8 protein-coding genes and 2 pseudogenes are annotated in these 23,407 nt (G+C 73.6%); 4 read left to right on the forward strand and 6 right to left on the reverse strand.

The features are described from left to right. Positions 1–50 precede the first annotated feature (50 nt). Positions 51–1,685 carry an AMP-binding protein gene (locus tag ACH4OW_RS37290; protein WP_398033026.1) on the reverse strand — a complete coding sequence of 545 codons (1,635 nt, stop codon included), beginning with the start codon at positions 1,683–1,685 and terminating at the stop codon, positions 51–53. Between the two features lie 215 nt (positions 1,686–1,900). Here ACH4OW_RS37290 and ACH4OW_RS37295 point away from each other — a divergent pair, with 215 nt between their 5' ends. After that, positions 1,901–2,689, forward strand: a complete 789-nt coding sequence (locus ACH4OW_RS37295) for a thioesterase II family protein (protein ID WP_398033030.1) — start codon at positions 1,901–1,903, stop codon at positions 2,687–2,689. Here ACH4OW_RS37295 and ACH4OW_RS37300 read toward each other — a convergent pair. The 5 genes from ACH4OW_RS37300 to ACH4OW_RS37320 form a co-directional block, all read right to left on the reverse strand. Next, complete coding sequence (locus ACH4OW_RS37300) at positions 2,678–3,940, reverse strand: cytochrome P450 (protein WP_360130976.1); 1,263 nt, start codon at positions 3,938–3,940, stop codon at positions 2,678–2,680. The genes ACH4OW_RS37295 and ACH4OW_RS37300 overlap by 12 nt on opposite strands. Before the next feature lie 55 nt (positions 3,941–3,995). Next, entirely contained in the window at positions 3,996–4,766 is a 771-nt protein-coding gene (locus tag ACH4OW_RS37305; protein WP_398033032.1) for an SDR family NAD(P)-dependent oxidoreductase, read from the reverse strand. Positions 4,767–4,823: 57 nt separating this feature from the next. After that, entirely contained in the window at positions 4,824–5,894 is a 1,071-nt protein-coding gene (gene gntD / locus ACH4OW_RS37310; protein ID WP_360130982.1) for a guanitoxin biosynthesis L-enduracididine beta-hydroxylase GntD, read from the reverse strand. A gap of 206 nt (positions 5,895–6,100) precedes the next feature. Then, positions 6,101–12,607: an amino acid adenylation domain-containing protein gene (locus ACH4OW_RS37315; protein WP_398033034.1), complete on the reverse strand. Its 6,507-nt coding sequence runs from the start codon at positions 12,605–12,607 to the stop codon at positions 6,101–6,103. After that, complete coding sequence (locus ACH4OW_RS37320; protein ID WP_398033037.1) at positions 12,604–19,011, reverse strand: amino acid adenylation domain-containing protein; 6,408 nt, start codon at positions 19,009–19,011, stop codon at positions 12,604–12,606. Before ACH4OW_RS37320 ends, ACH4OW_RS37315 begins: the two co-directional genes overlap by 4 nt. 393 nt (positions 19,012–19,404) lie before the next feature. On the opposite strand from ACH4OW_RS37320, the gene ACH4OW_RS37325 reads away from it, so the two are divergent. The 3 genes and pseudogenes from ACH4OW_RS37325 to ACH4OW_RS37335 form a co-directional block, all read left to right on the forward strand. Then, entirely contained in the window at positions 19,405–20,337 is a 933-nt protein-coding gene (locus ACH4OW_RS37325; RefSeq protein ID WP_398033040.1) for a TauD/TfdA family dioxygenase, read from the forward strand. Between the two features lie 161 nt (positions 20,338–20,498). Then, positions 20,499–21,878 (forward strand): annotated as a pseudogene (locus tag ACH4OW_RS37330) (condensation domain-containing protein); the annotation flags it as partial. Between the two features lie 12 nt (positions 21,879–21,890). Beyond that, positions 21,891–23,402: pseudogene (locus ACH4OW_RS37335) on the forward strand (amino acid adenylation domain-containing protein); the annotation flags it as partial. Positions 23,403–23,407 lie beyond the last annotated feature (5 nt).

Genomic DNA, 23,407 nt, shown 5'->3' on the forward strand with positions numbered 1-23,407 from the left:
GACGTGCCAGGGCTTGGCGGCGTCACCCTCCCGCCCGGCCTCCCTCCGGGTCACGCCCCCGTCAGCGGGGTGAGGGCATCGGCGAACTCCCCCGCGCACAGCGCCTTCCAGGCGACCCGGCGGCGGGGCTTGCCGCTGGACGTGACCGCGATGCCGCCGCGGGGCAGCTCGACGGCCAGGAGGTCGGCGTCGCCCAGCCACTCCGAAAGCACCTCGTGGGCGGCCTCCCGCCAGCCGTCCTGCACCCCGCCGAAGACCGCCACCCCGGTGGCCCGGCCGTCCCGCACACCGAGCAGGACGGCGACCCGACGCTCGGGAACGCCCCGCTGGTGCAGCAGGGTCTCCAGGCTCTCGGCGAAGACCATCTTCCCGCTGACCTTGAGCCCGTCGCCGAGCCGGCCGATCACGAACAGCTGCCCCTCGCGCACGAAGCCCGCGTCGCCGGACTCCAGCCCCTCGCCGGCGAGGCTGGTGCCGGACGCGGAACCCTCGTCGCCGACGTAGCCGCTCGCGATCGACACACCGGTGACGACGATCTCGCCGACCTGGCCGTCCGGCAGCTCCTCGCCGTCCTCCGAGACGATCCGCACCTGCCGGCCCTCCAGCGGACGGCCGCAGCCGACCACCGCCGTGCCGGCCAGCGACGCGGCGTCCCCGTCATCCGGCACCCGCGTCGACCAGCCTTCGCCGGGCCGCAGACCGGTCACCGCGAGCGTCGCCTCCGCGCCGCCGTACGCGGGCAGCAGCGCGCCGCGGTCGAGGCCGTGCGGCCCCAGCAACGCGTGGAAATCCTCCAGCACCTGCGGGTCGACCCGCTCGGCCCCGATGATCACGGCCCGCATCGTGTCGAAGCGCAGCCCCTCCAACTGGGCGGGCCTGACCCGGCGCAGGATGTAGGCGAGGCCGAAGTTCGGCATGCCCGTCATGGCGGCGCCCTGCTCGCTGACGCACCGCAGATAGCGCAGCGGCGAGCGGATGAAGTCGTCCGGCTGCATCATCCAGCCGTCGCAGCCGGTGACGACCGCGTTCAGCACGAAGCCCACGAGCCCCATGTCGTGGTGCACCGGCAGCCAGCTGATGCCGGGGCGTTCCGGGGTCCAGCCGATCCAGCGGCGCATGCCGGTGAGGTTGGCCCGCAGGGCTTCGGCGGAGATCCGCACGCCGCGCGAGAAGCCGCTGGAGCCCGAGGTGAACTGCACCAGCGCGGTCTCCGGCAGCGGCAGCGGCCGCTCCAGCGGTGCCACGCCCGCGACGAGTTGTTCGAAGACCTCCGGCTCGGGCACCCCGGCCCCCGCGGTGACCTTGCGGATCCGCTCCAGGGACTCGTCGTCGCAGAGGGTGTACTTGGGCCCGGCCGTCTCGAACAGGTGGGCCGCGTGCCGCTCGTACTCGTCGGCCCGCTGGAAGGCGAACGGCGGGGCGATGGAGCACGGCGTCGCACCGGCGGCCAGCGCGCCGAAGAAACCGGCGACGAAACCGGGGCTGGAGCGCAGCACCAGCCCCACCGTGTCGCCCTCGCCGACGCCCTTCGCGCGCAGTGCGGCGGCGGTCCGCAGCACCAGCTCCGCCAGGTCGCGGTAGGACGTGAAGTCCCAGCCGTCGCCGCGGTTCGCGTAGTACAGGCCGCGCTCGGCGGACGGCTCGTCCAGCCACTCCAGCAGGCCCCGGTCCGGTATACCCAACATACGTGTCCTCTCGGAAGGTCAGGGAGGTGCGGCACGTCCGGTACGCACGGGGCGCGGAGTACGTGCCCGCCTGCTGCGCAGCATCGCGGCGCGCCCCCCGCCCCGGCCAGGCAAGCGGCCGGTAACTCCCCCGCGGCCCGGCGGCATCTCGACCAGCATCCCGGTTGCCGGTCGGTTGCCTGGCCGACGCCTGCGGCAGTGCGGAGGCTGGCCCCATGCGCGCTTCGAACCCCGCCCAGGACACCGCCGGCTGGATCAGTGCCCGGCACGTCGCCGGACCGCTCCGGTCACGGCTCATCTGCCTGCCGCACGCCGGAGGGGGCGCCGGCACCTTCCGCTCCTGGCGGCCGTTCCTCCCCGAGGGGGTCGAGCTGGCGCCGGTCGAGCTGCCCGGCCGCGGCTCCCGCATCGACGAACCCCTGCCGCGGTCCTTCGACGCGCTGGTGGACGCCCTGTTCGAGGCGCTGCGCGGCGAGTTCACCGTGCCGTACGCGTTCTTCGGGCACAGCTTCGGCGCCCTGCTCGGCTACGAGCTGACGCGGCGGATCGAGCGGGAGACCGGGCGGGGAGCGGACCTGCGGCGGCCGAGCGCCCTGCTGGTGTCGGGATCGCGCGCTCCCCATGTGCCGCTCGAAGGCGAGACCGTCGCGGGCGGCGACGAGGCCCGGCTGATCGCCTGGCTGCGCGGCAGCGGCGGACTGCCCGACGAACTGCTCGGCTTTCCCGACTTCCTGCGGGACCTGCTGCGCGCGGTACGCAGCGACGTGGCTTTCGCGGAGGGCTACCTCCTGCCGCGGCCGACCGCCGTGAGCTGCCCGCTGGTCGCCTTCGCCGGCGCCGAGGACACGGTGTCCCCGGTGGCGCACGTGGCCCCGTGGAACCTGTACACCACGGCTGAACACCGGATGCACGTCCTGCCCGGCGGGCACTACTTCCCGCAGAGCCATGCCCGGACCACGGTGGCGGCGGTGGCCGGGGAACTGGCGGCACTGTCAGCGCTGTAGCAGCGCGGGCCGGGATGCCTCCGGTACGAGCGTGACCGGCAGGGACGAGAAGCCGCTCAGGAAGTTGGAGAAGACGTACCCAGGTTCGCCCGCGGGCTCCGCGACGGCGACCAGGTCGCACAGGCTCTCCAGCAGGGCCGCCAGCTCGGCGCGGGCCAGGAACGCGCCGAGGCAGAAGTGCGACCCGTGGGCGAACGACAGGTGCTTGTTGGGAGTGCGCGCCAGGTCGAATTCCTCGGGCCGGTCGAAGACCCGCTCGTCACGGTTGGCCGAGGCCATCCAGGTGGTGACGATGTCGCCCGCCTCGACGAACTGCCCGCCGAAGAAGGCATCCTGCGTGGCGGTACGGCCGCTGTGCAGCGCGGGCGTCGTCCAGCGCAGCACTTCCTCGACCGCCGAGGCCGTGCTCACCCGGCCGGTCTTGAGCGCGTGCCACTGCTCCGGCCGCTCCATCAGCGCACGCAGCCCGCCGACCATGGCGAACCGGGTGGTCTCGTGGCCGCCCATGATGATGCTGTAGCAGTTGAAGACGATCTCTTCGTGCGACAGCGGGCGGCCGTCGATCTCCTTGGTCACCAGGAGGCTGATCACGTCGTCCAGCGGCTTCGCGCGGCGCGCCGCGGCCAGTTCGGAGAAGTAGAACAGCAGGCCGTTGCGGGACGACCAGGTCGCTTCCTCCGTGGGGACGCCGTCCGCCGAGGACAGCGCGGAGGAGGTCAGCTCGATGATCTGGCGGCGGTCGGCGAGCGGCACACCGAGCAGGTCGCAGATCGCGCCGAGCGGGATGTGCGCGGCGACGTCCGCGGCGAAGTCCACCGTGCCCCGGTCCACCGCCTCCTGGACCAGGGCCCGGGTGCCCCGCCGCACGCTGTCCACGACGACGTCGAGCGCACGCGGCGAGAACGGCTTGAGCAGGGCGCTGCGCAGGGCCTTGTGCGGGCCCCCGTCGGTGACGGCGAGCATCTTGCCGGCGGCCGAGTCACCGCCGGCCAGCAGGGTGTCGAGCACGTTGCCGCGCTCGGAGGTGAAGGTCTTGTGGTCGTTGAGCACCGCGACGACGTCCGCGTGGCGGCTGACGACCCAGAACCCCGGTCTGCCGCCGCGCTCCGGCTGCCAGTGGACCGGGGCCTCCGTGCGCAGCCGGCGCCACAGCGGCCCCAGGTCGTGGCGGGCGTGCAGCAGCGGGTCCGCGAGGTCCACGTCCTCCGGCGCGTCCTGGGCCGGCTCGGGGCGGCTGGTCATGGCGGTCATCGTGGAACTCCTGCCGAAGTGGGAACCCGGTCGTGCGGTACGGGTGCGGTGGCGGTCACCGCGTCGGCCCGGTGGGGCCGGGGAAGAACGCGGTGGTGGCCCCGGCGGTCTCGGCGCCGTCCACCACGAACTGCTGGCCGGAGACGAACGCGGCCTCCGGCGAGGCCAGGAACCAGAAGAAATCGGCGATCTCCTCGGGCCGGGCGTGCCGGCGGGCGGGGATGCGCTCGTTGACCTCGTCGAGCATGGCGTCGGTGTACTCGGCCCGCTGCATGGGCGTCAGCACGGCGCCGGGCGCGACGCAGGCGGTGCGGATCAGCGGAGCCAGCTCGATGGCGAAGGTCTGGCACAGCGAGGCCACACCGGCCTTGGAGGCGTTGTAGTCGGCGTACAGCGGGTAGCCCCGCATGCCGTTGACCGAAGCGGTGGCCAGCAGCACGCCCCCGCCCTGGTCCAGCAGGTGCGGAACGCTGTGGCGCCACAGGGCGAGGACGCCCATCAGGTTGACGTCCAGGGTGCGCCGGGCCTCGGCCTCGGTCAGGTCGAGGATGCCGTGCCGGACGCTGATGCCCGCGTTGGCGATCACCACGTCGAGCCGGCCGCGTTCGGCCCTGACCTCGTCGACGGCCGCCCGCACTCCCTCCCAGTCGGCGACGTCCTGGTTGACCCAGCGCAGGTGGCCGCCCCCCTCCCGGGGGCCGGTCACCGTGTCCGCGGGCGGGGCCTGCACGTCGAGGTTGACGACGAAGTCGCCTGCGCCGGCGAAGCGCTCGGCGGTGGCGTGCCCGATTCCGCTGGACGCTCCGGAGACGATGACGGTACGCACGGGGTGCTGCCCTTCTGCTGGTCTGCTTGGTCGGTACGGGAAGTGGGTGGGCCGGGCTCAGACGATGACGCGCGGGTGGTCGAACGCGTAGCCGTTGAAGTGCTGGCGCAGGTTGCGGCTGACGGTCAGCTTCTTGAGCCAGCGGTCGGTGCCGTCGTAGCGGGCGGTGAAGGGCCTGCGGCCGTGCACCGCGCGGTAGTTGTCGACGATCAGCAGCGAGCCCGGGCCCACGGCGACGTCCTGCTGGACGCGTTGCAGCTCGGCCATCAGCCGGTCGAGCGCGCCCTCGGCCTCGGTGTCGCCGGTCCGTACGTTCATGAAGGGCCGGTCGATGCGCAGATAGGGGTTGAGCCGGTCGCCGGAGAGCACAGCGGCCGGCGCCGGCCGGTCGCGCATGGCACGCAGCCTGGGCAGCGCGGGGTGGTCCGGGGCGTGCGCCTCCAGCTGCCGGATGTGCTCGGTGTCCGGCAGGATGTGGAAGCGGTCCTCCGCGAGGACCGTGCGGTCGCGGTCGTCGAGCCGTACGTCGCTCACGGACGCCACGATGGTGGGCACCCGGTCGGGGTTGCGCAGCCCGAACAGCAGGAGGTAGTCGCAGCGGTTGGGGTGGAAGCCGTCCTCGGTGTGGAACTCCAGGAGGGTTTCGCTGCCGTGCCCGCTCTGGCGCGCCTCGTCGCCGCGGATGGGCAGTATGTTCTGGACGATGCGGCCCTCCTGGAGGGTCACCCAGCCGAACGGGTCGCCCAGCGCCAGGCCGCACAGCGCCAGCCACGTCTCCTGGGCCCGTGCGGTCTCGTCGCCGATGGCCTCCCGCCAGTGCCCGGGCGTGGGGCCGAGGCGCTCCTCGTCCACCGGGAAACCGTGCAGCAGGCAGGCGGCCGACCGCGCGGTACGGCGGTATGCCGTCAGGAAGGAGCGCAGCCGGGCGGGCAGCAGTTCCTCGGCGAGCTGCGCCCGGTCGTAGAAGTCCGGCAAGGCGGGATCGCCGCAGACCTCGCCGAGCTTGTCCGCCGCGGCTCGCAGCTCGGCCACCTCGTCGGCGTCGAGGTGGAACTCCAGCGGGGTGTCGAGCGCGGTGTCGGCCACGGCCGGGCGGGACGCGGAAGCGGGTGGAAGCGTAAGGGGCATGTCGGTGTCCTCACCGGGTCGGGACCACGGGGGTCTTCGGCGTTCGGTCCTGTGCGGCCCGCGCCGGGGGCCGGGCCGCCTGCTGTGCGCGCCGGACCGGCCGAGCAGGGTCCCGGCCTGGGTGCGGTCCAGCGGTCGTACGAAAAGGGATCAGTGCGAAGGGATCGGTGCGGAGGGGTCGGTGCGGGTGGCCCCGGAGGGGCGGCCTACTCCGTGTCCCGCCAGTCCTCGCCGAACTCGGCGAGTTCGTCGTGGCCCAAGGTGATCAGCGGCTCTTCGGGGGCGTCGGCCTCCGAAGCCGGGTCGAGCTCCTTCACCGCGGTGGCGAGTTCGGCGACCGTCTTGTGCGTGAACACGTCCCGGGGCGTCATGTCCAGGCCCTCCGCGCGGGCCAGGGTGACCAGCCTGATGGAGACGATCGAGTCGCCGCCGAGGTCGAAGAAGCTGTCGTCGATGCCGATTCGGCTCGTCCCGAGGGCCTTCGCGAACAGCTCGCACAGCTGCTTCTCGCGGTCGGTGCGCGGCGCACGGCTGTCCGCGGCCGCGGCGAAGTCCGGCTCGGGCAGGGCGTCCCGGTCGAGTTTGCCGCTCGGGGTGACCGGCAGCCGGTCCAGGGGGACCACGACCGCGGGCACCAGGTACTCGGGCAGTGCGGCGGCGACCCTGCCGCGCAGCGCCGCCGGGTCGGGCCCGGCGCCGGCCACGGGGGCGACGTACGCCACGAGGCGGCGCAGGCCGGGGCGGTCCTCGCGGACGACCACGGCCGCCTGCGCGACCGCGGGGTCCTCGGCCAGTACGGCTTCGATCTCACCGGGTTCGATGCGGTAACCACGCACCTTGACCTGCCGGTCGACCCGGCCCAGGTACTCCAGGGTGCCGTCCGGCCTGCGGCAGGCGAGGTCTCCCGAGCGGTACATCCGCGACCCGGCGGGGCCGTACGGGTCGGCCACGAAACGCTCGGCGGTCAGCGCGGCCCGGCGCAGGTAGCCGCGCGCCAGGCCCTCGCCCGCCAGGTAGAGCTCGCCGGGCACGCCCGCCGGGACCGGGCGCAGGGCGCCGTCCAGCAGGTACACCCTGGCGCCCGCGACCGGTTCGCCCAGGGGCGGGCTGGTGCGGCCCGCCAGGGGCCGGCTCATCGTGGCCATGACGGTGGCCTCGGTGGGGCCGTACGCGTTGACCATGCGCCGCCCGGCCGACCAGCGTTCGACGAGGTCGGGCGGGCATGCCTCGCCGCCCACCACGAGGGTGACGCCGTCGGGCAGCGCGCCCTCGGGCAGGACGGCGAGCGAGGACGGGGGTAGCAGCAGCGTCGTCACGCCGTACCGGGCCACGGTCGCCGCGAGCGCCGGGCCCGGCAGCAGTTCGTCGGCCGGCGCGGCGACCACGGCCGCGCCGGTGAGCAGGGCCGTGGCCAGTTCCCACACCGAGGCGTCGAAGCTCGGCGAGGCGAACAGCAGCACCCGCTCGTCCGGGCGCAGGGTGAGCCCCGCGCGCTGCTGGGCGGCCAGGGCGGCGACGCCGGTGTGCGGCACCAGGACGCCCTTGGGCCGGCCGGTGGAGCCGGACGTGTAGATGAGGTAGGCCGCGTTGCCGGGTCGCAGCGGTGCCGTGCGGTCGCCGTCGGACAGGTCGTCCTCGGGCAGCCCGGCGACCAGCGCGCACGGCACACCGAGGGTTTCGGCAACCGTTCCGGCGTCCGTTTCGCCGTCTGTTTCGGCGTCTGTTTCGCCGTCCAGGCACAGGGTCGCCCCGGCGCCCGCCCCGGCCATCGTCTCCGCTCCCGCTGCGGTGGTGAGCACGAGGTCCGGCCGGGCGTCGGAGACGACGTAGCGCAGCCGCTCCGGCGGGTAGCCGAGGTCCAGCGGCAGGTACGCGGCCCCGCTCTTGAGGACCGCCAGCACGGCGAGGACGGACCGGGCCGACTTCGGCATCGCCACCGCCACGACGCTCTCCGGGCCGATGCCGCGGGCCGCGAGGGCGCGGGCGAGCTGGTTGGCCCGGGCGTTGAGGTCGCCGTAGGTGACGGCGAGCGAGCCGTCGTACACGGCGACGGCGGCCGGCGTCGCCCGGACCCTCTCCTCGAAGAGCGCGGGGAAGGTCGAGCGTGCCGGCGGCGCGGCGGAAGAGGCCGCGGTACTCAGCAGCTCGGTGCGCTCGCGCTCGGTGAGCAGTTCGATCCGGCCGAGGGGGACCGCCGGGTCCTGGACGAAGGTGTCGAGGACGGTGCGGACCCGGCCGAGCAGGGCACCGGCCACCTCGGCGGTGAACAGGTCGCCCCGGTAGGTCAGTTCGAGGCTGAGGCGGTCTCCCGGCACCACGACCAGGCTGAACGGGTAGTGGGAGGCGCCGGGTGCGGGCGTGTCGTCGACGGAGATCCGCAGGCCGGGCACCTGCGCCTGGACGGCGTCCCGGTCCACGGGGGTGTTCTCGAAGCCCACGACGGTGTCGAAGAGTTCGCCGAGCCCGGCGGCACGCTGCACCTCGGCGAGCCCGAAGTGGTGGTACGGGCGCAGCCCGGCCTGGGCGTCCTGGAGGCCGGCCAGCGCGTCGCCGAGGGGCCGCGCCGGGTCGAGTGCCACCCGTACGGCGACGGTGTTCATCAGCAGGCCGACCGTCTCCTCGGCGCCCGCGAGCTCCGGCGGGCGCCCGGCGACGGTCGCGCCGAAGACGACGTCGTCGCGGCCCAGGAAGTGCCCGAGCGCCATCGCCCAAGCGCCCTGGACCAGGGTGTTGAGGGTCAGGCCCGCGGCGCGTGCGGCGGCGGTGAGCCGCTCGGTGGCCGCCGGGTCGAGGGCGGTCGCCACCAGCTCGGGCAGCGTGCCGGTGGCGGGCTCGGCGCCGGGGGCGGTCAGGGTCGGCTCGTCGAGTCCGGCCAGGGCCTCGCGCCAGGCTTCGGCGGCCCGCTCGTCGTCCTGGGCGCCGAGCCAGCGCAGGTAGTCCGCGAACGGCGCGGGCGGTCGGCTCCGGTCGTTGCCCGCGTGGGCGTAGAGGGCGAACAGGTCACGGAAGACGAGGGGCAGCGACCAGCCGTCGAGGAGCATGTGGTGGTGGGTCACCAGCAGCAGGTGCTCCTCGGCCGCCAGCCGGATCAGCGCGACCCGCAGCAGCGGCGGCCGCGCCAGGTCGAAGCGCCGTGTCCGGTCCGCGGCCAGCAGTTCGGCGAGCCTGGCGCGCCGGGTCTCCGCGTCCAGGTCCGACAGGTCGGTCTCCTGCCAGGGCGCGCGGACGTCCTCGTGCACGAGCTGGACGGAGCGCCCGGAGCCGAGCGAGACGAAGGAGGCGCGCAGCGCGGGGTGCCGGGCGAGCAGGGAGTCGAACGCCGTGCGCAGTACGGCGGGTGTCAGCGGCCCGGCGAGCCGTAGCGGCCGCTGGGTGACGTAGACGTCGATGGCGTCCGAGGACATCAGGGCGTGGAAGTGCATGCCCTGCTGGAGCGGGGTCAGCGGCAGGACGCCCGCGACCCGGTGTCCGCTCGCGGCGAGTTCGGCCCGCTCGGTGTCGTCGAGGGCGACCAGCGGTCCGGCGGGCGCCTCGGGGCCGTTCCGCTCCTCGGTGTCCGTCACTTCCCGGGCGATGGGGGCGAGGCGGGCGATGGTCTTGTGGACGAACACGTCCTTCGCCGTCAGCGACAACCCCGCACGGTGCGCCCGTGCCGCCAACCGCATCGACGTGATCGAATCCCCGCCCAACTCGAAGAAACTGTCATCCACCCCCACCCGCTCCCGCCCCAACACCTCACAAAACACCTCATGCAACAACCACTCCCGCTCCGACGACGGCGCCCGGTACACCCCACCCCCACCGAACGACACCACCGGCAACGCCCGCCGATCCACCTTCCCGTTCGGCGTCAACGCAAAGGAATCCACCACCACAACCCGCACCGGCACCATGTACTCCGGCAACACCCGCGCCACCCCAGCCCGCAACGCCTCCACATCCACCCTCACCCCAGCCACAGCACGCACATAACCCACCACACGCCGCACCCCCGCACCATCCACCGGCACTCCCACCACCGCCTGCGCCACCGACACATCAGCAGCCAACACCGCCTCAACCTCACCCAACTCAATACGGTGACCCCGCACCTTCACCTGAAAATCAGACCGACCGCAGTACTCCACCACCCCACCCACACCCCAACGCCCCAAATCCCCCGTCCGATACATCCGCGCCCCCGACGACCCCAACACATCCGCCACAAACCGCTCACCCGTCAACCCAGGCCGACCCACATACCCCCGAGCCACCCCCGCACCCGCGATATAAATCTCCCCCACCACACCCACCGGAACCGGACGCAAGAACTCGTCCAACACATACACACGGGTGTTGTCGGCGGGGCCTCCGAGGGAGGGCCGGGCAGCCGCCTCGGCGTGGCAGAACATCGCGTCGACCGTGCACTCGGCCGGGCCGTAGAGGTTGTACAGGGACAGCCCGGGGACGTTCCGCAGTTCGGCCCACAGGTCGTCGCCGACCTCCTCGCCGCCGAGCGCGAGAGTCCGCACCCGGTGCCGCTCCCCGGTGAACATGCCCGCGTCCAGCAGCTGCCGGGCGACGGAGGGCGTGGTGTCGAGAACGTCGACGGCCGCCTCGGCCACGTAGTCGACGAGGGCCAGGGCGTCCTTGCGCACGGTGTCGTCGACGATGCGCAGCTCGTGCCCGGCGACCATCCACAGCAGCTGGCTCCAGGACGCGTCGAAGCCGAGCGAGTTGGTGAGTGCGGCACTCAGCCGGCGCCCGCCCGCCCGGACGCGCTCGGGCTCGAAGTAGTTCGCCCGGTGGCTGTGGAACATGTTGACCAGGTTGCGGTGCTCGACGGCGACGCCCTTGGGGCGACCGGTGGAGCCCGAGGTGTAGATGACGTACGCGAGGTCGGCGGGGCGCAGTGCGCCGGTCCGGTCGGCGTCGGTGAGGTCCGAGGCGTCGTCGGGCAGCCCGGCCGCGTCCATGAGCAGCGCCGGTACGCCGTCCGGCACGATGTGCGCGGTCGGGCCGGCGGCCAGCACGAGCACGGGCTGCGCCTCCGCGCAGATGGCGGCGACCCGTTCGGCGGGGTGGTCGGCGTCGACCGGGAGGTATCCGGCGCCCGACTTGAGCACCGCGAGGATCGCGGTGACGGCGTCGGTGGTGCGCGGCAGGGCGACGGCGACGAGCCGGCCCGGGCCCGCGCCGTGCGCGCGCAGCAACCGGGCGAGCCGGTTGGCGTCGGCGTTGAGCCGGCCGAAGGTCAGGCTGGTGGTGGCGTCGGCCACGGCGATCGCTTCGGGGGTGGCGCGGGCCTGCTCCTCGAACAGGTCCGGCAGGGTCCGCGGTGCGTGCGCGACGGTGCGGCCGGTGGCCAGCAGGCCGCTCAGCTCGTCGTCGCTCCACAGGGGCAGCTGTGCGGCGGGCAGCTCGGGGCGGGCTGCCATGTCCTCCAGGAGGGTGCACAGCCGCGTGAGGATGCCGGTCGCGACCGGCGCGGTGTACACGTCCTCGCGGTAGTTGAGCTCGAAGCGCAGGCCCTCGCCCGGGTAGACGGCCAGGCTCAGCGGGTAGTGGGTGCCTTCCGGGGTGTCCTCGACGGCGTCGCGCAGGATGCCGATGGTCAGCCCTGCCACCGAGGCGCCCTGTACGGCCTGGTCCACGGGGAAGTTCTCGAACGCGACGGTGGTGTCGAAGAGTTCGGGGACGCCGACGGCCCGGTGGATGTCCGCGAGGCCCACGTAGTGGTGGGCGGACAGGGCCGTCTGCTCGTCCTGGATGCGGGACAGCAGGCGGGACACGGGCTCCGCCGGGTCGACGCGGACGCGGGCGGGCACCGTGTTGATCATCAGGCCGACCATGCGGTCGCTGCCCGCCAGCTCCGGGGGGCGCCCGGCGACGGTGTTGCCGTAGACGACGTCCCGGCGGCCGGTCAGGGAGGTCAGCATCAGCGCCCAGGCGCCCTGCACCAGGGTGTTGACCGTGAGTTCGCGGGTGCGGGCGGCTTCTGCGATCCGGGCGGTGGCCGCTGCCGCCAGCTGTACGACGACGCGCCGCTGGCCGCGGTCCGAGGCGCCGGTGCCGGACCCGCCGGCCACCAGCGTCGGTCCCTCGGTGCCGGACAGCGCGGCCCGCCACGCCTGTTCGGCCTGGTCGCGATCCTGTTGGGAGAGCCAGCCCAGGTAGTCGGCGAACGGCACCGCCGGTGCCAGGTTCCCGGTCGTGCCGCCGTCCCGGTAGATGTGGAACAGGTCGCTCAGCACGAGCGGGACCGACCAGCCGTCGAGCAGGATGTGGTGGTGGGTGAGGACCAGGACGTGCCGGTCGGCCGCCAGCTTGACCAGGGTGAACCGCAGGAGCGGCGGCCTGGCCATGTCGAAGCGGCGGGCGCGGTCCTCGGTCAGCAGCCTCGCCAGGCGCGTCCGGCGCTCGTCGGCGCCGAAGCCGGAGAAGTCGACGTCCTCCCAGGGGAGTTCCACCGTTCGGGCAACAGCCTGGACGGCCTCGCCCGAGCGGCGTCTGAGGAAGCCCGCGCGCAGGCTTCCGTAGCGGTCCAGCAATGCGGCACAGGAAGCGCGCAGGACCTCTGTGTCGAGGGCACCGGCGAGTTCCAGGGGCGTCTGGACGTTGTAGAAGTCGACGTCCTTGCCGTCGGCTTGTCCGCCGTCGTACTGGGCGTGGAAGAGCATGCCCTGCTGGAGCGGGGTCAGCGGCAGGACTGCTTCAAGGGATGTCTGGCTCATGATGTCTTCTCCCACTGGGCTTCAAGCTCGTCGAGTTCGTCGGCGTCGATCTGCACCAGGCCGTCGGTGCGAGGGGTCGCTGCGCCGGGGTCCGTGTCCTGGGCGATGGGGGCGAGGCGGGCGATGGTCTTGTGGACGAACACGTCCTTCGCCGTCAGCGACAACCCCGCACGGTGCGCCCGTGCCGCCAACCGCATCGACGTTATCGAATCCCCGCCCAACTCGAAGAAACTGTCATCCACCCCCACCCGCTCCCGCCCCAACACCTCACAAAACACCTCATGCAACACCCGCTCCCGCACCGACGACGGCGCCCGATACACCCCACCCCCACCAAACGACACCTCCGGCAACGCCCGCCGATCCACCTTCCCGTTCGGCGTCAACGCAAAGGAATCCACCACCACAACCCGCACCGGAACCATGTACTCCGGCAACACCCGCGCCACCCCAGCCCGCAACGCCTCCACATCCACCCTCACCCCAGCCACAGCACGCACATAACCCACCACACGCCGCACCCCCGCACCATCCACCGGCACTCCCACCACCGCCTGCGCCACCGACGCATCAGCAGCCAACACCGCCTCAACCTCACCCAACTCAATACGGTGACCCCGCACCTTCACCTGAAAATCAGACCGACCGCAGTACTCCACCACCCCACCCACACCCCAACGCCCCAAATCCCCCGTCCGATACATCCGCTCCCCCAACCCACCCAACACATCCGCCACAAACCGCTCACCCGTCAACCCAGGCCGACCCGCATACCCCCGAGCCACCCCCGCACCCGCGATATAGATCTCCCCCACCACACCCACCGGAACCGGACGCAAAAACCCGTCCAACACATACACACGCAGGCCGGAGAGGGGTGTGCCGACCGGTACGGCGGCCGGGTTCCCGTCCGCCGCGGCACGGCCGGTGGTGGTGTAGACCGACACCTCGGTGGGGCCGTACTGGTTGTGCAGCTCCGCTCCGACCACGGCGTGGAAACGGTCGGCCAGCGCACCCGTCAGCTGCTCGCCGCCCACGAACACCCGGGTGAGGCTGTCGCAGCGGTCACTGCCCGGTTCGCGCAGGAAGACCTCCAAGGTGGACGGCACGAACTGGGCGACGGTAACCCGCTCCTCGCGGAGCAGCGCGGGCAGATAGCCGGGCGCGACCTCGCCTTCCGGGCGGGCCACGACCACGGCAGCTCCCTGCTGGAGCGGCCAGAAGATCTCCCACACCGACGGGTCGAAGCTGAGCGAGGTGCGTTGCAACACCCGGTCGCCCGTGCCGATCGGATGGCGTTCCTGCATGCCGGCCAGGTAGTTGGTGATGCCCGCGTGGGTGACCACGATGCCCTTGGGGCGGCCCGTCGAGCCCGAGGTGAACACCACGTACGCCGGGTGTTCGGGCCGCAGGCACGGCGTCGGCGCGGGGCCTGCGGCCTCCGGGTCGAGGCCGGCCAGGAAGGCGTCGTCGACGACGAGGACGGGCCTGGTCTGCGCCAGCATGTGCTGGATGCGCCGGTCCGGGTAGTCCGGATCGAGCGGCAGGTAGGCGGCGCCCGCCAGGTGGATCGCGTGCAGGACGACGATCAGCTCGATGGACCGCCGCAGTCGCACCGCGACGACCTGCTCCGGCCCCGCGCCCTTGGCGGCCAGGACGCCGGCCAGCCGCCCGGCGCGGTCGGCCAGCTCCGCGTAGCTGATCCGCTCGCCGTCGCAGACGACCGCGACGGCGTCCGGGGTGCGGCGTACCTGTGCGGCGAAGAGGGCGGGCAGCGTGGTGGCCGGGCCGTCGCCCGCGGTGCCGCCGGCGCCGTGCGCAGGGGCCGGCCGTTCGGCGTCGGTGAGCAGCGTCATCCGGCCGACCAGCAGGTCGGGAGTGGTGGCGAAGGCTTCCAGGGCCAGGCGCAGCCGGGCGACGCAGGTCTCGGCGGCAGCCGTCCCGAACAGGTCGGTCCGGTAGGTGAGTTCCAGCCGCAACCGCTCGCCCGGCACCACGGACAGGCTGAGCGGGTAGTGCGTGCCACCGGTGGGGTCGGACTCCTCGACGGTGACGCGCAGCCCCTTGGCCTGCTTGAGGATCTCCTCGCGGTCGATCGGCGCGTTCCCGAAGACGACCGAGGTGTCGAACAGCTCGCCGTGTCCCGCGAGCCGGTGCAGCTCCGGCAGGCCGAGGTGGTGGTGGCCGACGAGCGCGGTCTGCTCGTCCTGGACCCGGGCGAGCAGCGCGGCCAGCGGCTCGCCGGGCTGGAGGCGGATGCGGACCGGAAGGGTGTTCATCAGCAGGCCGACGATCTCGTCCACGCCCGGCAGCTCCGGCGGGCGGCCGGAGACGGTACCGCCGAAGACGACGTCGTCGCGGCCGGTGAGCGTGTGCAGGAGCAGGGCCCACGCGCCCTGGACGACGGTGTTGAGGGTCAGGCCACGCGTGCGGGCGTTGCCTTCCACGGCGGCGGTGAGGTCCGCGGGCAGCTCGGTGACCAGGAGGCCCGGGAGGGAGCCGGCGGGTTCCGGGCTCGCGGGGGCCACCAGGGTGGGCCCGTCGAGGTCGGCGAGCGCCCGGTGCCAGACCTGTTCGGCGGCGGCCCGGTCCTGGCTCGCGGCCCAGGCGAGGTAGGCGCGCAGCGGTACCGGCGCGGGCAGCTCCGCTTCCGTACCGTGCAGGTGCGCGAGCAGGTCGCGCAGGATCAGCGGCACCGACCAGCCGTCGAAGAGGATGTGGTGGCTCGACAGGACGACCAGGTGCCGTTCGTCCGCCAGCCGGATCAGGCCGAACCGCAGGAGCGGCGGCGCCGACATGTCGAACCGGGTCCGCTTGTCCGCGGCGAGCAGGTCGGCCAGGCGCGGGCCTTGTGCCTCGGGCGGCAGTCCGCGCAGGTCGTGCTCGTGCACGGGCGGCTCGACGTGTCTGGCGACGAGTTGCAGCGGTTCGCCCGCCGCCGACTGCGTGTATCCGGCCCGCAGGGCGGTGTGCCGCTCCACCACGGCCTGGCAGGCGCGCCGGAAGGCGCCGGCAGGCAGTGGGCCGGACAGCCCGAAGACCTTCTGCACGTTGTAGGCGTCGGCGCCCTCTGCCAGCCCGGCGTGGAAGAGCATCCCCTGCTGGAGGGGGCCGAGCGGCAGCACATCCGCCACCGGGCCCTCGCCCGTGGTGTCCAGGTGCTGCCACGCCTGCTCCAGACGGGCCAGCTCACCTTCGTCCAGGCCAATCAAATCAGATTGTTCGTACGCGAGTTGAGTCGGCTGCTCCGCAGGTTCGGCGGCGTGGGCGGCCAGCTCCGCCACCGTACGGTGCGCGAAGACCGCCTGCGGGGTGAGCGGGATGCCGGCGCTGGTGGCCCGCGAAGCGAGCCGGACCGCGACGATGGAGTCACCGCCCAGTTCGAAGAAGCTGTCGTCGATGCTCACGCGGCTCGCGCCGAGCACGTCGGCGAACAGCTCGCAGAGCGTGGTCTCCCGCTCGTCGCGCGGAGCGCGGCCGGTGGCGGAGCCGGTGTACTCGGGGCTGGGCAGCGCCCGCTGGTCCAGCTTGCCGCTCGGGGTCAGCGGCAGGTCGGGCAGGAACACCACGGCGGCCGGGACCATGTACGGGGGCAGGGCACGGCCGACGCCCTCGCGCAGCGCGGCCGCGTCGAGCGTCCCGGCGCCGGCCGCCGGGACGACGTACGCCACCAGCTGGCGGACGCCCGGCCGGTCCTCACGGACGACGACGCTGACCCGGCCGACGCCGGGCGCCCGGGCGAGGACGCTCTCGATCTCGCCGGGTTCGATGCGGAACCCGCGGACCTTGACCTGCCGGTCGCCGCGCCCGAGGTAGGCCAGCTCCCCGCCGGCGGTCCAGCGGGCCAGGTCGCCCGTGCGGTACATGCGGGTGCCGGGCGGCCCGTACGGGTCGGCGACGAACCGTTCCGCGGTCGGCCCCGGGCTGTTCAGGTAGCCGCGGGCGAGCCCGTCGCCGCTCAGGTACACCTCGCCCGCGACGCCGGGCGGAACCGGCCGCAGCGCGGTGTCGAGGAGCCGGACCCGGGTGCCGGGGACGGTGCGGCCCATGGGCGGTACGGTCCGGCCGGACAGCGGCGGGGTCTGGGTGGCGATGACCGTGGACTCGGTGGGCCCGTAGGCGTTGACCATGCGCCGGCCAGGGGACCAGCGGGCGACCAGCTCGGGCGCGCACGCCTCGGCGCCGACGACCAGCGTGACGCCCTCGGGCAGGCCGCCCGGCGGCATGGCGGCCAGGGCGGACGGCGCCATCAGCAGGCAGGTGACGCCCGTCTCGCGCACCAGGCCGGCCAGCTGCGGCCCGGGGGTGAGCCGCTCCGCCGGGGCGACGACGGCGGCGGCGCCGGTCAGCAGCGCGGTGCACAGCTCCCACACCGAGGCGTCGAAGCCCGGTGACGCGAACTGGAGCACCCGGGTGTCCGGGGTGACGTCCAGGAGGGCCTTCTGGTGGGCGAGGAGGCCGGCCAGTCCGGTGTGCGGGACGACGACGCCCTTGGGGGTACCGGTCGAGCCGGAGGTGTAGATGACGTACGCCGGGTGGGCGGGCCGCAGCGGCGCACGCCGGTCGGCGTCGGTGAGGTCGGTGTCCGGCAGCCCCGGCACGGGTCCGGCGGGGCCCTCTGCGTCGTCCAGGTACAGCCGCGCCACGTCGGGGGCGAGGGCCGGGTCGTCGGCCGCGCGCGTGGTCAGCAGGAGGACCGGTGTCGTGTCGCCGAGCATGGTGGCTACCCGCGACCGCTGGTAGGCGAGGTCGACGGGCAGGTAGGCCGCACCGGATTTCAGTACGCCGACGACGGCCGTCAGGGCGGTGACGCCGCGCGGCAGGGCCACGGCCACCACGGCTTCGGGCCCGGCACCGCGGTCCACCAGCGCCCGGGCCAGCCGGTTGGCGCGGGCGTTCAGCTCGGCGTAGTCGACGGCCCCGGCGGCGGAGATCACCGCGGGACGGTGCGGGGTGGCGCGGACCTGCTCCTCGAACAGGTCGGTGAAGGTGCGCACGGGCACCGGGGCGGCGAGGCCCGGGAGTTGCCCGGCGGCGAGTACCTCAGCGCGCTCGGCCGCCGTCAGGACGCCGGTCCGTGCCAGCGGCCGGTCGGCGGGGGCGCCGAGGAAGCGGGGCAGGAAGTCCATGAAGCGGCGCTGGTGCGCGGCGAGTTCGTCCGCGGTGTAACGGTCGGGGTTGGCCTCGAACTCGATCCGCATGCCCTGGCCGTCAGGTCCCGGGTGGCAGGTGATGTTGAGGTCGAAGACGGGCCCGCCCGACAGCGCGGTCAGCGTGGCCTCGCGGCCGGCGAAGTTGCTCTCCGAGCCGGCCGGCATGATGTTGACCAGGACGCCGAACAGCTGCTCGTTCGAGCCGAGCATCCGCAGGTCGCGCCGCAGGTCGTCGTAGGGGTGGCGCTGGTGGGTGAGGAGCCGCCCGAGCCGCTGCCCCACGTGCCGGACCAGCTCGGCGCGGCCTGCGCCGGGATCGACGGAGAGCCGCAGCGGGAGCGTGTTGGAGACCATGCCCGGCACGTTCTCGGAGCGTGCGCCGAGCCGTGCGGCGACGGGCACGCCGATGGCGAGGTCGGTGGCCCCGGTCATGCCGTGCAGGTAGGCGGCGACCGCCGTCAGCATCACCACGCTCCACGAGGTACGGGCTTCCCGCCCCGCGGTGCGCAGCGCCTGCTGTTCGGCGTCGGGCAGTTCGCTGGTCGCGGCCAGGGCGCGGGCCGAGGTGCCGGTCGGCACGCCGGGGGCCAGGCTGACCGTCTCGGGCCGGTCGTCGAACACGCCGGTCCAGTACGCCTTGTCCGCCGCGTAGTCAGCGGACGCCCGGTACTCGGCCTCGTCCGCGAGGAGGTCGGTGAGCCGGCCGAGCGGGCGCCCGGACGGCTCCTGGCCGGCGGCCAGCTGCTCGTACACCTCGGCGATGCGCCGGGAGTGGCGCACCGAGCCGTAGCCGTCGGACAGGATGTGGTGGCTGCGCTGGTACCAGAGGTAGTGGTCGTCGCCGACGCGCATCAGCACGTGCACCGACAGGACGTCGGTGAACAGGTTGTTCGCGGTACGGCTGTCGCGCTCCATCAGCTCGTGCGCCGCGCCGAGGGGGTCGGCCTCCCCGCTGAGGTCCAGTTCCCGCCAGGTCGAGCAGCCCGGGGCGACGGGGCGCTGGCGGGGCCCGTCGGGCAGCTCGACGAATGCCACGTCGAAGGTTCCGCTCTCGCCCTCGGCCTGGCGCACCGCGCGCGCCAGCAGGGGGCCGTCCACCGGCCCGCGGATCTCCATGACGACGACGGTGTTGTAGGCGGGGTTGCCGGGGTCGAGCTGCTGGGCGTAGAAGACGCCCCGCTGGGCGACCGTGAGCGGGAGGAGGCCGCTGCCCGCGGGGAGGTGGGAGGTCACTGCGTCGCGTGAAGTCATGGGGCGTGTCAACCGCTCTCTCGTGAACCGCTCTCTGGTGCGCCTTGGGGGCCGGGAGCTGGCAAATCGAGACGATGCTGCACTTCCCGCACAACCACTCACCAGGCAACCGACCGGCAATCGCGCGGTGCGCCGGGCCGGACGTCTCTTCGGGAACGGTGGTCGTGGCATCGAGTGTGCGCGCCGGGCCCGCCCCCCTCCAGGAATCGGCAGGGCAATTCGGCGGCAGACCGGTTGCCGGTCCATATGCCTGGTCCCGTTCCCGCCGTCCCGCCACGATGGGCGGACATCCGGCCACGCACCGGCCGCGACGCTTCGCCGACCGGTCCGCCCGGATGGGGCTTCGTCGGGCGGTACCGGTTGTGCCGCCCAGTTTTCAGGGAGTTGTACAAGGTGAACGATCTGACCGGCATCAGCGTGTTCCAGGCACACGGCGAAGGTCTGGCCCCCTTCGTGCACGGGCACGCCCGGGTGATCGACGAAGCCGTCGCCGAGAACGGCGCGGCACTGGTCCGGGGTGCCCGGGCCGACGGCACCGAGGACTTCGAGCAGGCCGTGAAGCGGCTCGGCTTCGAGCCGCTGGCGTACACGGAACGGTCCACGCCCCGCAGCCAGGTGGGCGACGGGGTGTTCACCTCGACCGAGTACCCGGCGCGCGAGGTGATCCCGCAGCACTGCGAGTCCTCGTACGCCGGCGCCTGGCCCGCCCGGCTGGCGTTCTTCTCCGCGGTCCCGGCCCTGACCGGCGGCGCGACCCCCGTCACGGACGTCACGCGGGTGCTCGACGACATCCCGGCGGAGGTGGTCGAGGCCGTGGAACGGCGCGGCCTGCGCTATGTGCGCAACTACGGCAGCGGTGTCGGCATGGACTGGCGCGAAGCCTTCCAGACCGACAGCAGGGCGGAGGTGGACCGCTTCTGTGCCGAAGGCGGCCTGGAGTGGGAGTGGCTGGAGGACGACTGCCTGCGCACCCTCCGCCGGGCGCCGGCCCTCGCGACGCACCCGCGCACCGGGCGCCGCCTGTGGTTCAACCACCTCGTACTGTTCCACCAGTCCTCGCTCGCCCCGGAGGTGCGGGAGGCGCTGGTGGCCGTGCTGGGAGAGGACGGGCTGCCCAACGACGTCCTGTTCGGCGACGGGGAGCCGATTCCCGACGCGACGGTGGCCGCCGTCCGGTCGGCGTTCGAGCGCCGCCAGCAGCGCTTCGACTGGGAGCTCCACGACCTCCTGGTGATCGACAACATGCGCTGGTCGCACGGCCGGGAGGCGTTCACCGGCGAACGCCGGGTCCTGGTCTCGATGACGGACCTGGTCACCCGGAGCTGAACCGGGCGTTCCCACGCCGTCCCGGCCGCCGCAGGCCCCGCGACAGCGTCGCGGCGCCGCCCGCGCCGGCTTCCCCTCCCCCGCCGGGCCGGCCGTCCCGTCGTCCTCCTCCCTGCGCGCTCGCGCGCAGCCCACCCCGTCCGCCCCCTGGGGAGCTATCCGTGAACACACCGACAGAGTCGCCGATCGAGTCCGCGCTGCCTCTCACGCCGATGCAGCAGGGCATGCTCTTCCACGCGCTGTACGACACCGACGCGGTGGACGTCTACACCATCCAGGCCGCCTTCGAGCTGCACGGCGACGTCTCCCCCGCGCGGCTGCGCGCCGCCTGCGCCGCGACGCTCGCCCGCCACCCGGTGCTGCGGACGGGCTTTCGCGTGCGCGCGAACGGGCAGCCGGTGCAGCTCGTCCGGCGCACCGTGGCGACGCCCTGGACGGAGCACGACCTGACAGGGGAGCCCGAAGAGGACCGGCGCACGCGGCTGCTGGCCTTCATGGAGGAGGACCGGCTACGGCGCTTCGACATGGCCGCGCCCCCGCTGATGCGGTTCGCCCTGGTCCGGCTGGCCGACGAGCGGCACGTACTCGTGCTGACGTACCATCACATCCTGCTCGACGGCTGGTCGCTGCCGCTGGTGCTGAAAGACCTGTGCACGCTGTACGGGCACCCCGGCCTCGACCTGGAGAACCCCGCGGCCCCGCCCGCCGGGCTCGAACCGACGGCCCCGTTCGGCGACTTCCTGCGCTGGCTCGGCCGGCAGGACCGTGACGCGGCGCACCAGGCGTGGCAGAAGGCCCTGTACGGCCTGGAGGAACCCACACTCGTGGCCCCCGGCGCGGCCTCGGCGGGCGCCGGCGCGATGCCCGCGATGCTCCCGCTGACCCTGTCGGAAGAGGCGACCGAGGCCCTCACCACCACCGCCCGGGCGCACGGCCTCACGCTCAATACGGTGGTGCAGGGCGCATGGGCGCTGCTGCTGTCCGTGCTGACCGGGCGCGACGACGTGGTCTTCGGCCAGACCGTGCACGGGCGTCCCGTGGACCTCAAGGGCGTCGACTCCATGGTGGGCCTGCTGATGAACGCGGTTCCGGTCCGCGTCCGCCTCTCTCCCCAGGAGTCGCTGGCCGGGCTGTTCACCCGCGTACAGGACGAGCAGCTCGCGCTGGGGGCCCACCAGCACATCGGCCTGGACGAGGTACAGCGCCTCGCCGGGCTCGGCGCGCTCTACGACACCTCGACCGGCTTCGGCAACGCGCCCTTCGACTGGGCATCCGTCCAGGAGATCGCGCCCGGCCTGCGCCTGGGACCGCTGTCCGACGAAGCCGACGCGGCCGAGCAGCAGATCAGCGGCTCCACCCACTACCCGCTGAGCGTCGTCGCCGTGCCCGGACCGCGCCTGCGGCTCGAACTCAACTACCGCACGGACCTGTTCGACGACCGGCGCATGGAGCTGGTCGCCTCCCGGCTGCGCCTGCTGCTCGACACCTTCACCCACGCGGCCGCGACCCCCGTGGCCGCCGTCCCGCTTCTGACCGACGACGAAAGGCAGCTGGTGCTCCGCGCCTGGAGCCGCCGCCCCGGCGCCGAGCAGGCGGCCGGCGGCAAGCCCGCCACACTCGTCGAGCGGTTCGAGGCCCAGGCGCGGCGGCAGCCGGACGCTCCGGCCGTGACCGACGGGCAGCGCTCCCTCGGCTACCGGGAACTCGACGAGGCGGCGAACCGTCTCGCCCGGCTGATGCTGCGCCGCGGAGTGCGGCCCGGGGACCCGGTCGCCGTGGCACTGCCGCGCGGCACGGACCTGGTCGTCGCGCTGCTCGCCGCCTTGAAGGCGGGCGCCTGTTACGTACCGGTCGACCCGGACTACCCGGTGGAGCGCGTCGCGTTCATGCTCGCCGACGCGGCTCCCCGGCTCGTCGTCTGCGCCGACCGGGCCCTTCCGGGTCTCGCCGGGCACCCGTCGCCGCTCCCCCTGGGCGACCCCGCCGTCCAAGCCGAGCTGGCGCCGCTGCCCGCGCACCCGGTGGACGACACCGAGCGCGGCCGGGCGCCGCGGCCGGAGGATCTCGCGTACGTCATCTACACCTCCGGGTCCACCGGCCGCCCCAAGGGCGTCGCGGTGGAGCACCGTACGGTCGACGGCTACCTCGCGTTCGCGAGCGCGGCGTACCCGGGCCTCGCCGGGCAGGCGCTGGTGCACTCGCCGCCCTCCTTCGACCTGACCGTCACCGGCCTCTTCGGACCGCTCGTCAACGGCGGGCTGGTGCGCGTCGTCGACCTGGAGGACTTCGACGCCCCGGCCGGCGGCGGGCGCCCGCCCTCGTTCGTGAAAGCCACCCCCAGCCATCTGCCGATCCTGGCGGCGTCGGACGACTGGTACTCGCCCACCGGCGAACTGGTCCTGGGCGGCGAGCAGTTGACCGGCGAGGCGCTGGCGGAATGGCGCGCACGCCACCCGGGGGCGACGGTCGTGAACGAGTACGGCCCCACCGAGGCGACCGTGGGCTGCACGGAATACCGGCTGGAGCCCGGCGCCCCGCTGCCGACGGGCGCGGTGCCGATCGGCGTGCCGGTGCCCGGCGCCCGGATCTACGTCCTCGACGGCTTCCTGCGCCCCGTGCCCGCGGGCGTGCCCGGCGAGCTGTACATCGGCGGTGACGTGCTCGCCCGCGGCTACGTCAACCGCCCGGGCCTGACCGCGGCACGCTTCGTCGCCGACCCGTTCCGCACCCCCGGCGGCCGGATGTACCGCACCGGGGACACCGCCTGGTGGCGGCCGGACGGGGTGCTGATGTACGGCGGCCGGCTGGACGACCAGGTCAAGGTCCGCGGCTACCGGATCGAGCCGGGCGAGGTGGAGAGCGCGCTCGTGGCCGACCCCGCGGTCGCCGGGGCCGCGGTGGCCGTACGGGAGGACCGGCGCGGAACGCCCAGGCTGGTGGCCTACGTGGTGGCCGCCGGTGCCCCGGAGGGCGGGACGGCGGGGCTCGCCGAACGGATCGCGGCGCGGCTGCCCGCGTACCTGGTCCCGTCGGCGTTCGTCACGCTGCCCACGCTGCCCGTGACTCCCAA

Source organism: Streptomyces sp. NPDC017056, from assembly GCF_044332485.1.
GTDB lineage: Bacteria > Actinomycetota > Actinomycetes > Streptomycetales > Streptomycetaceae > Streptomyces.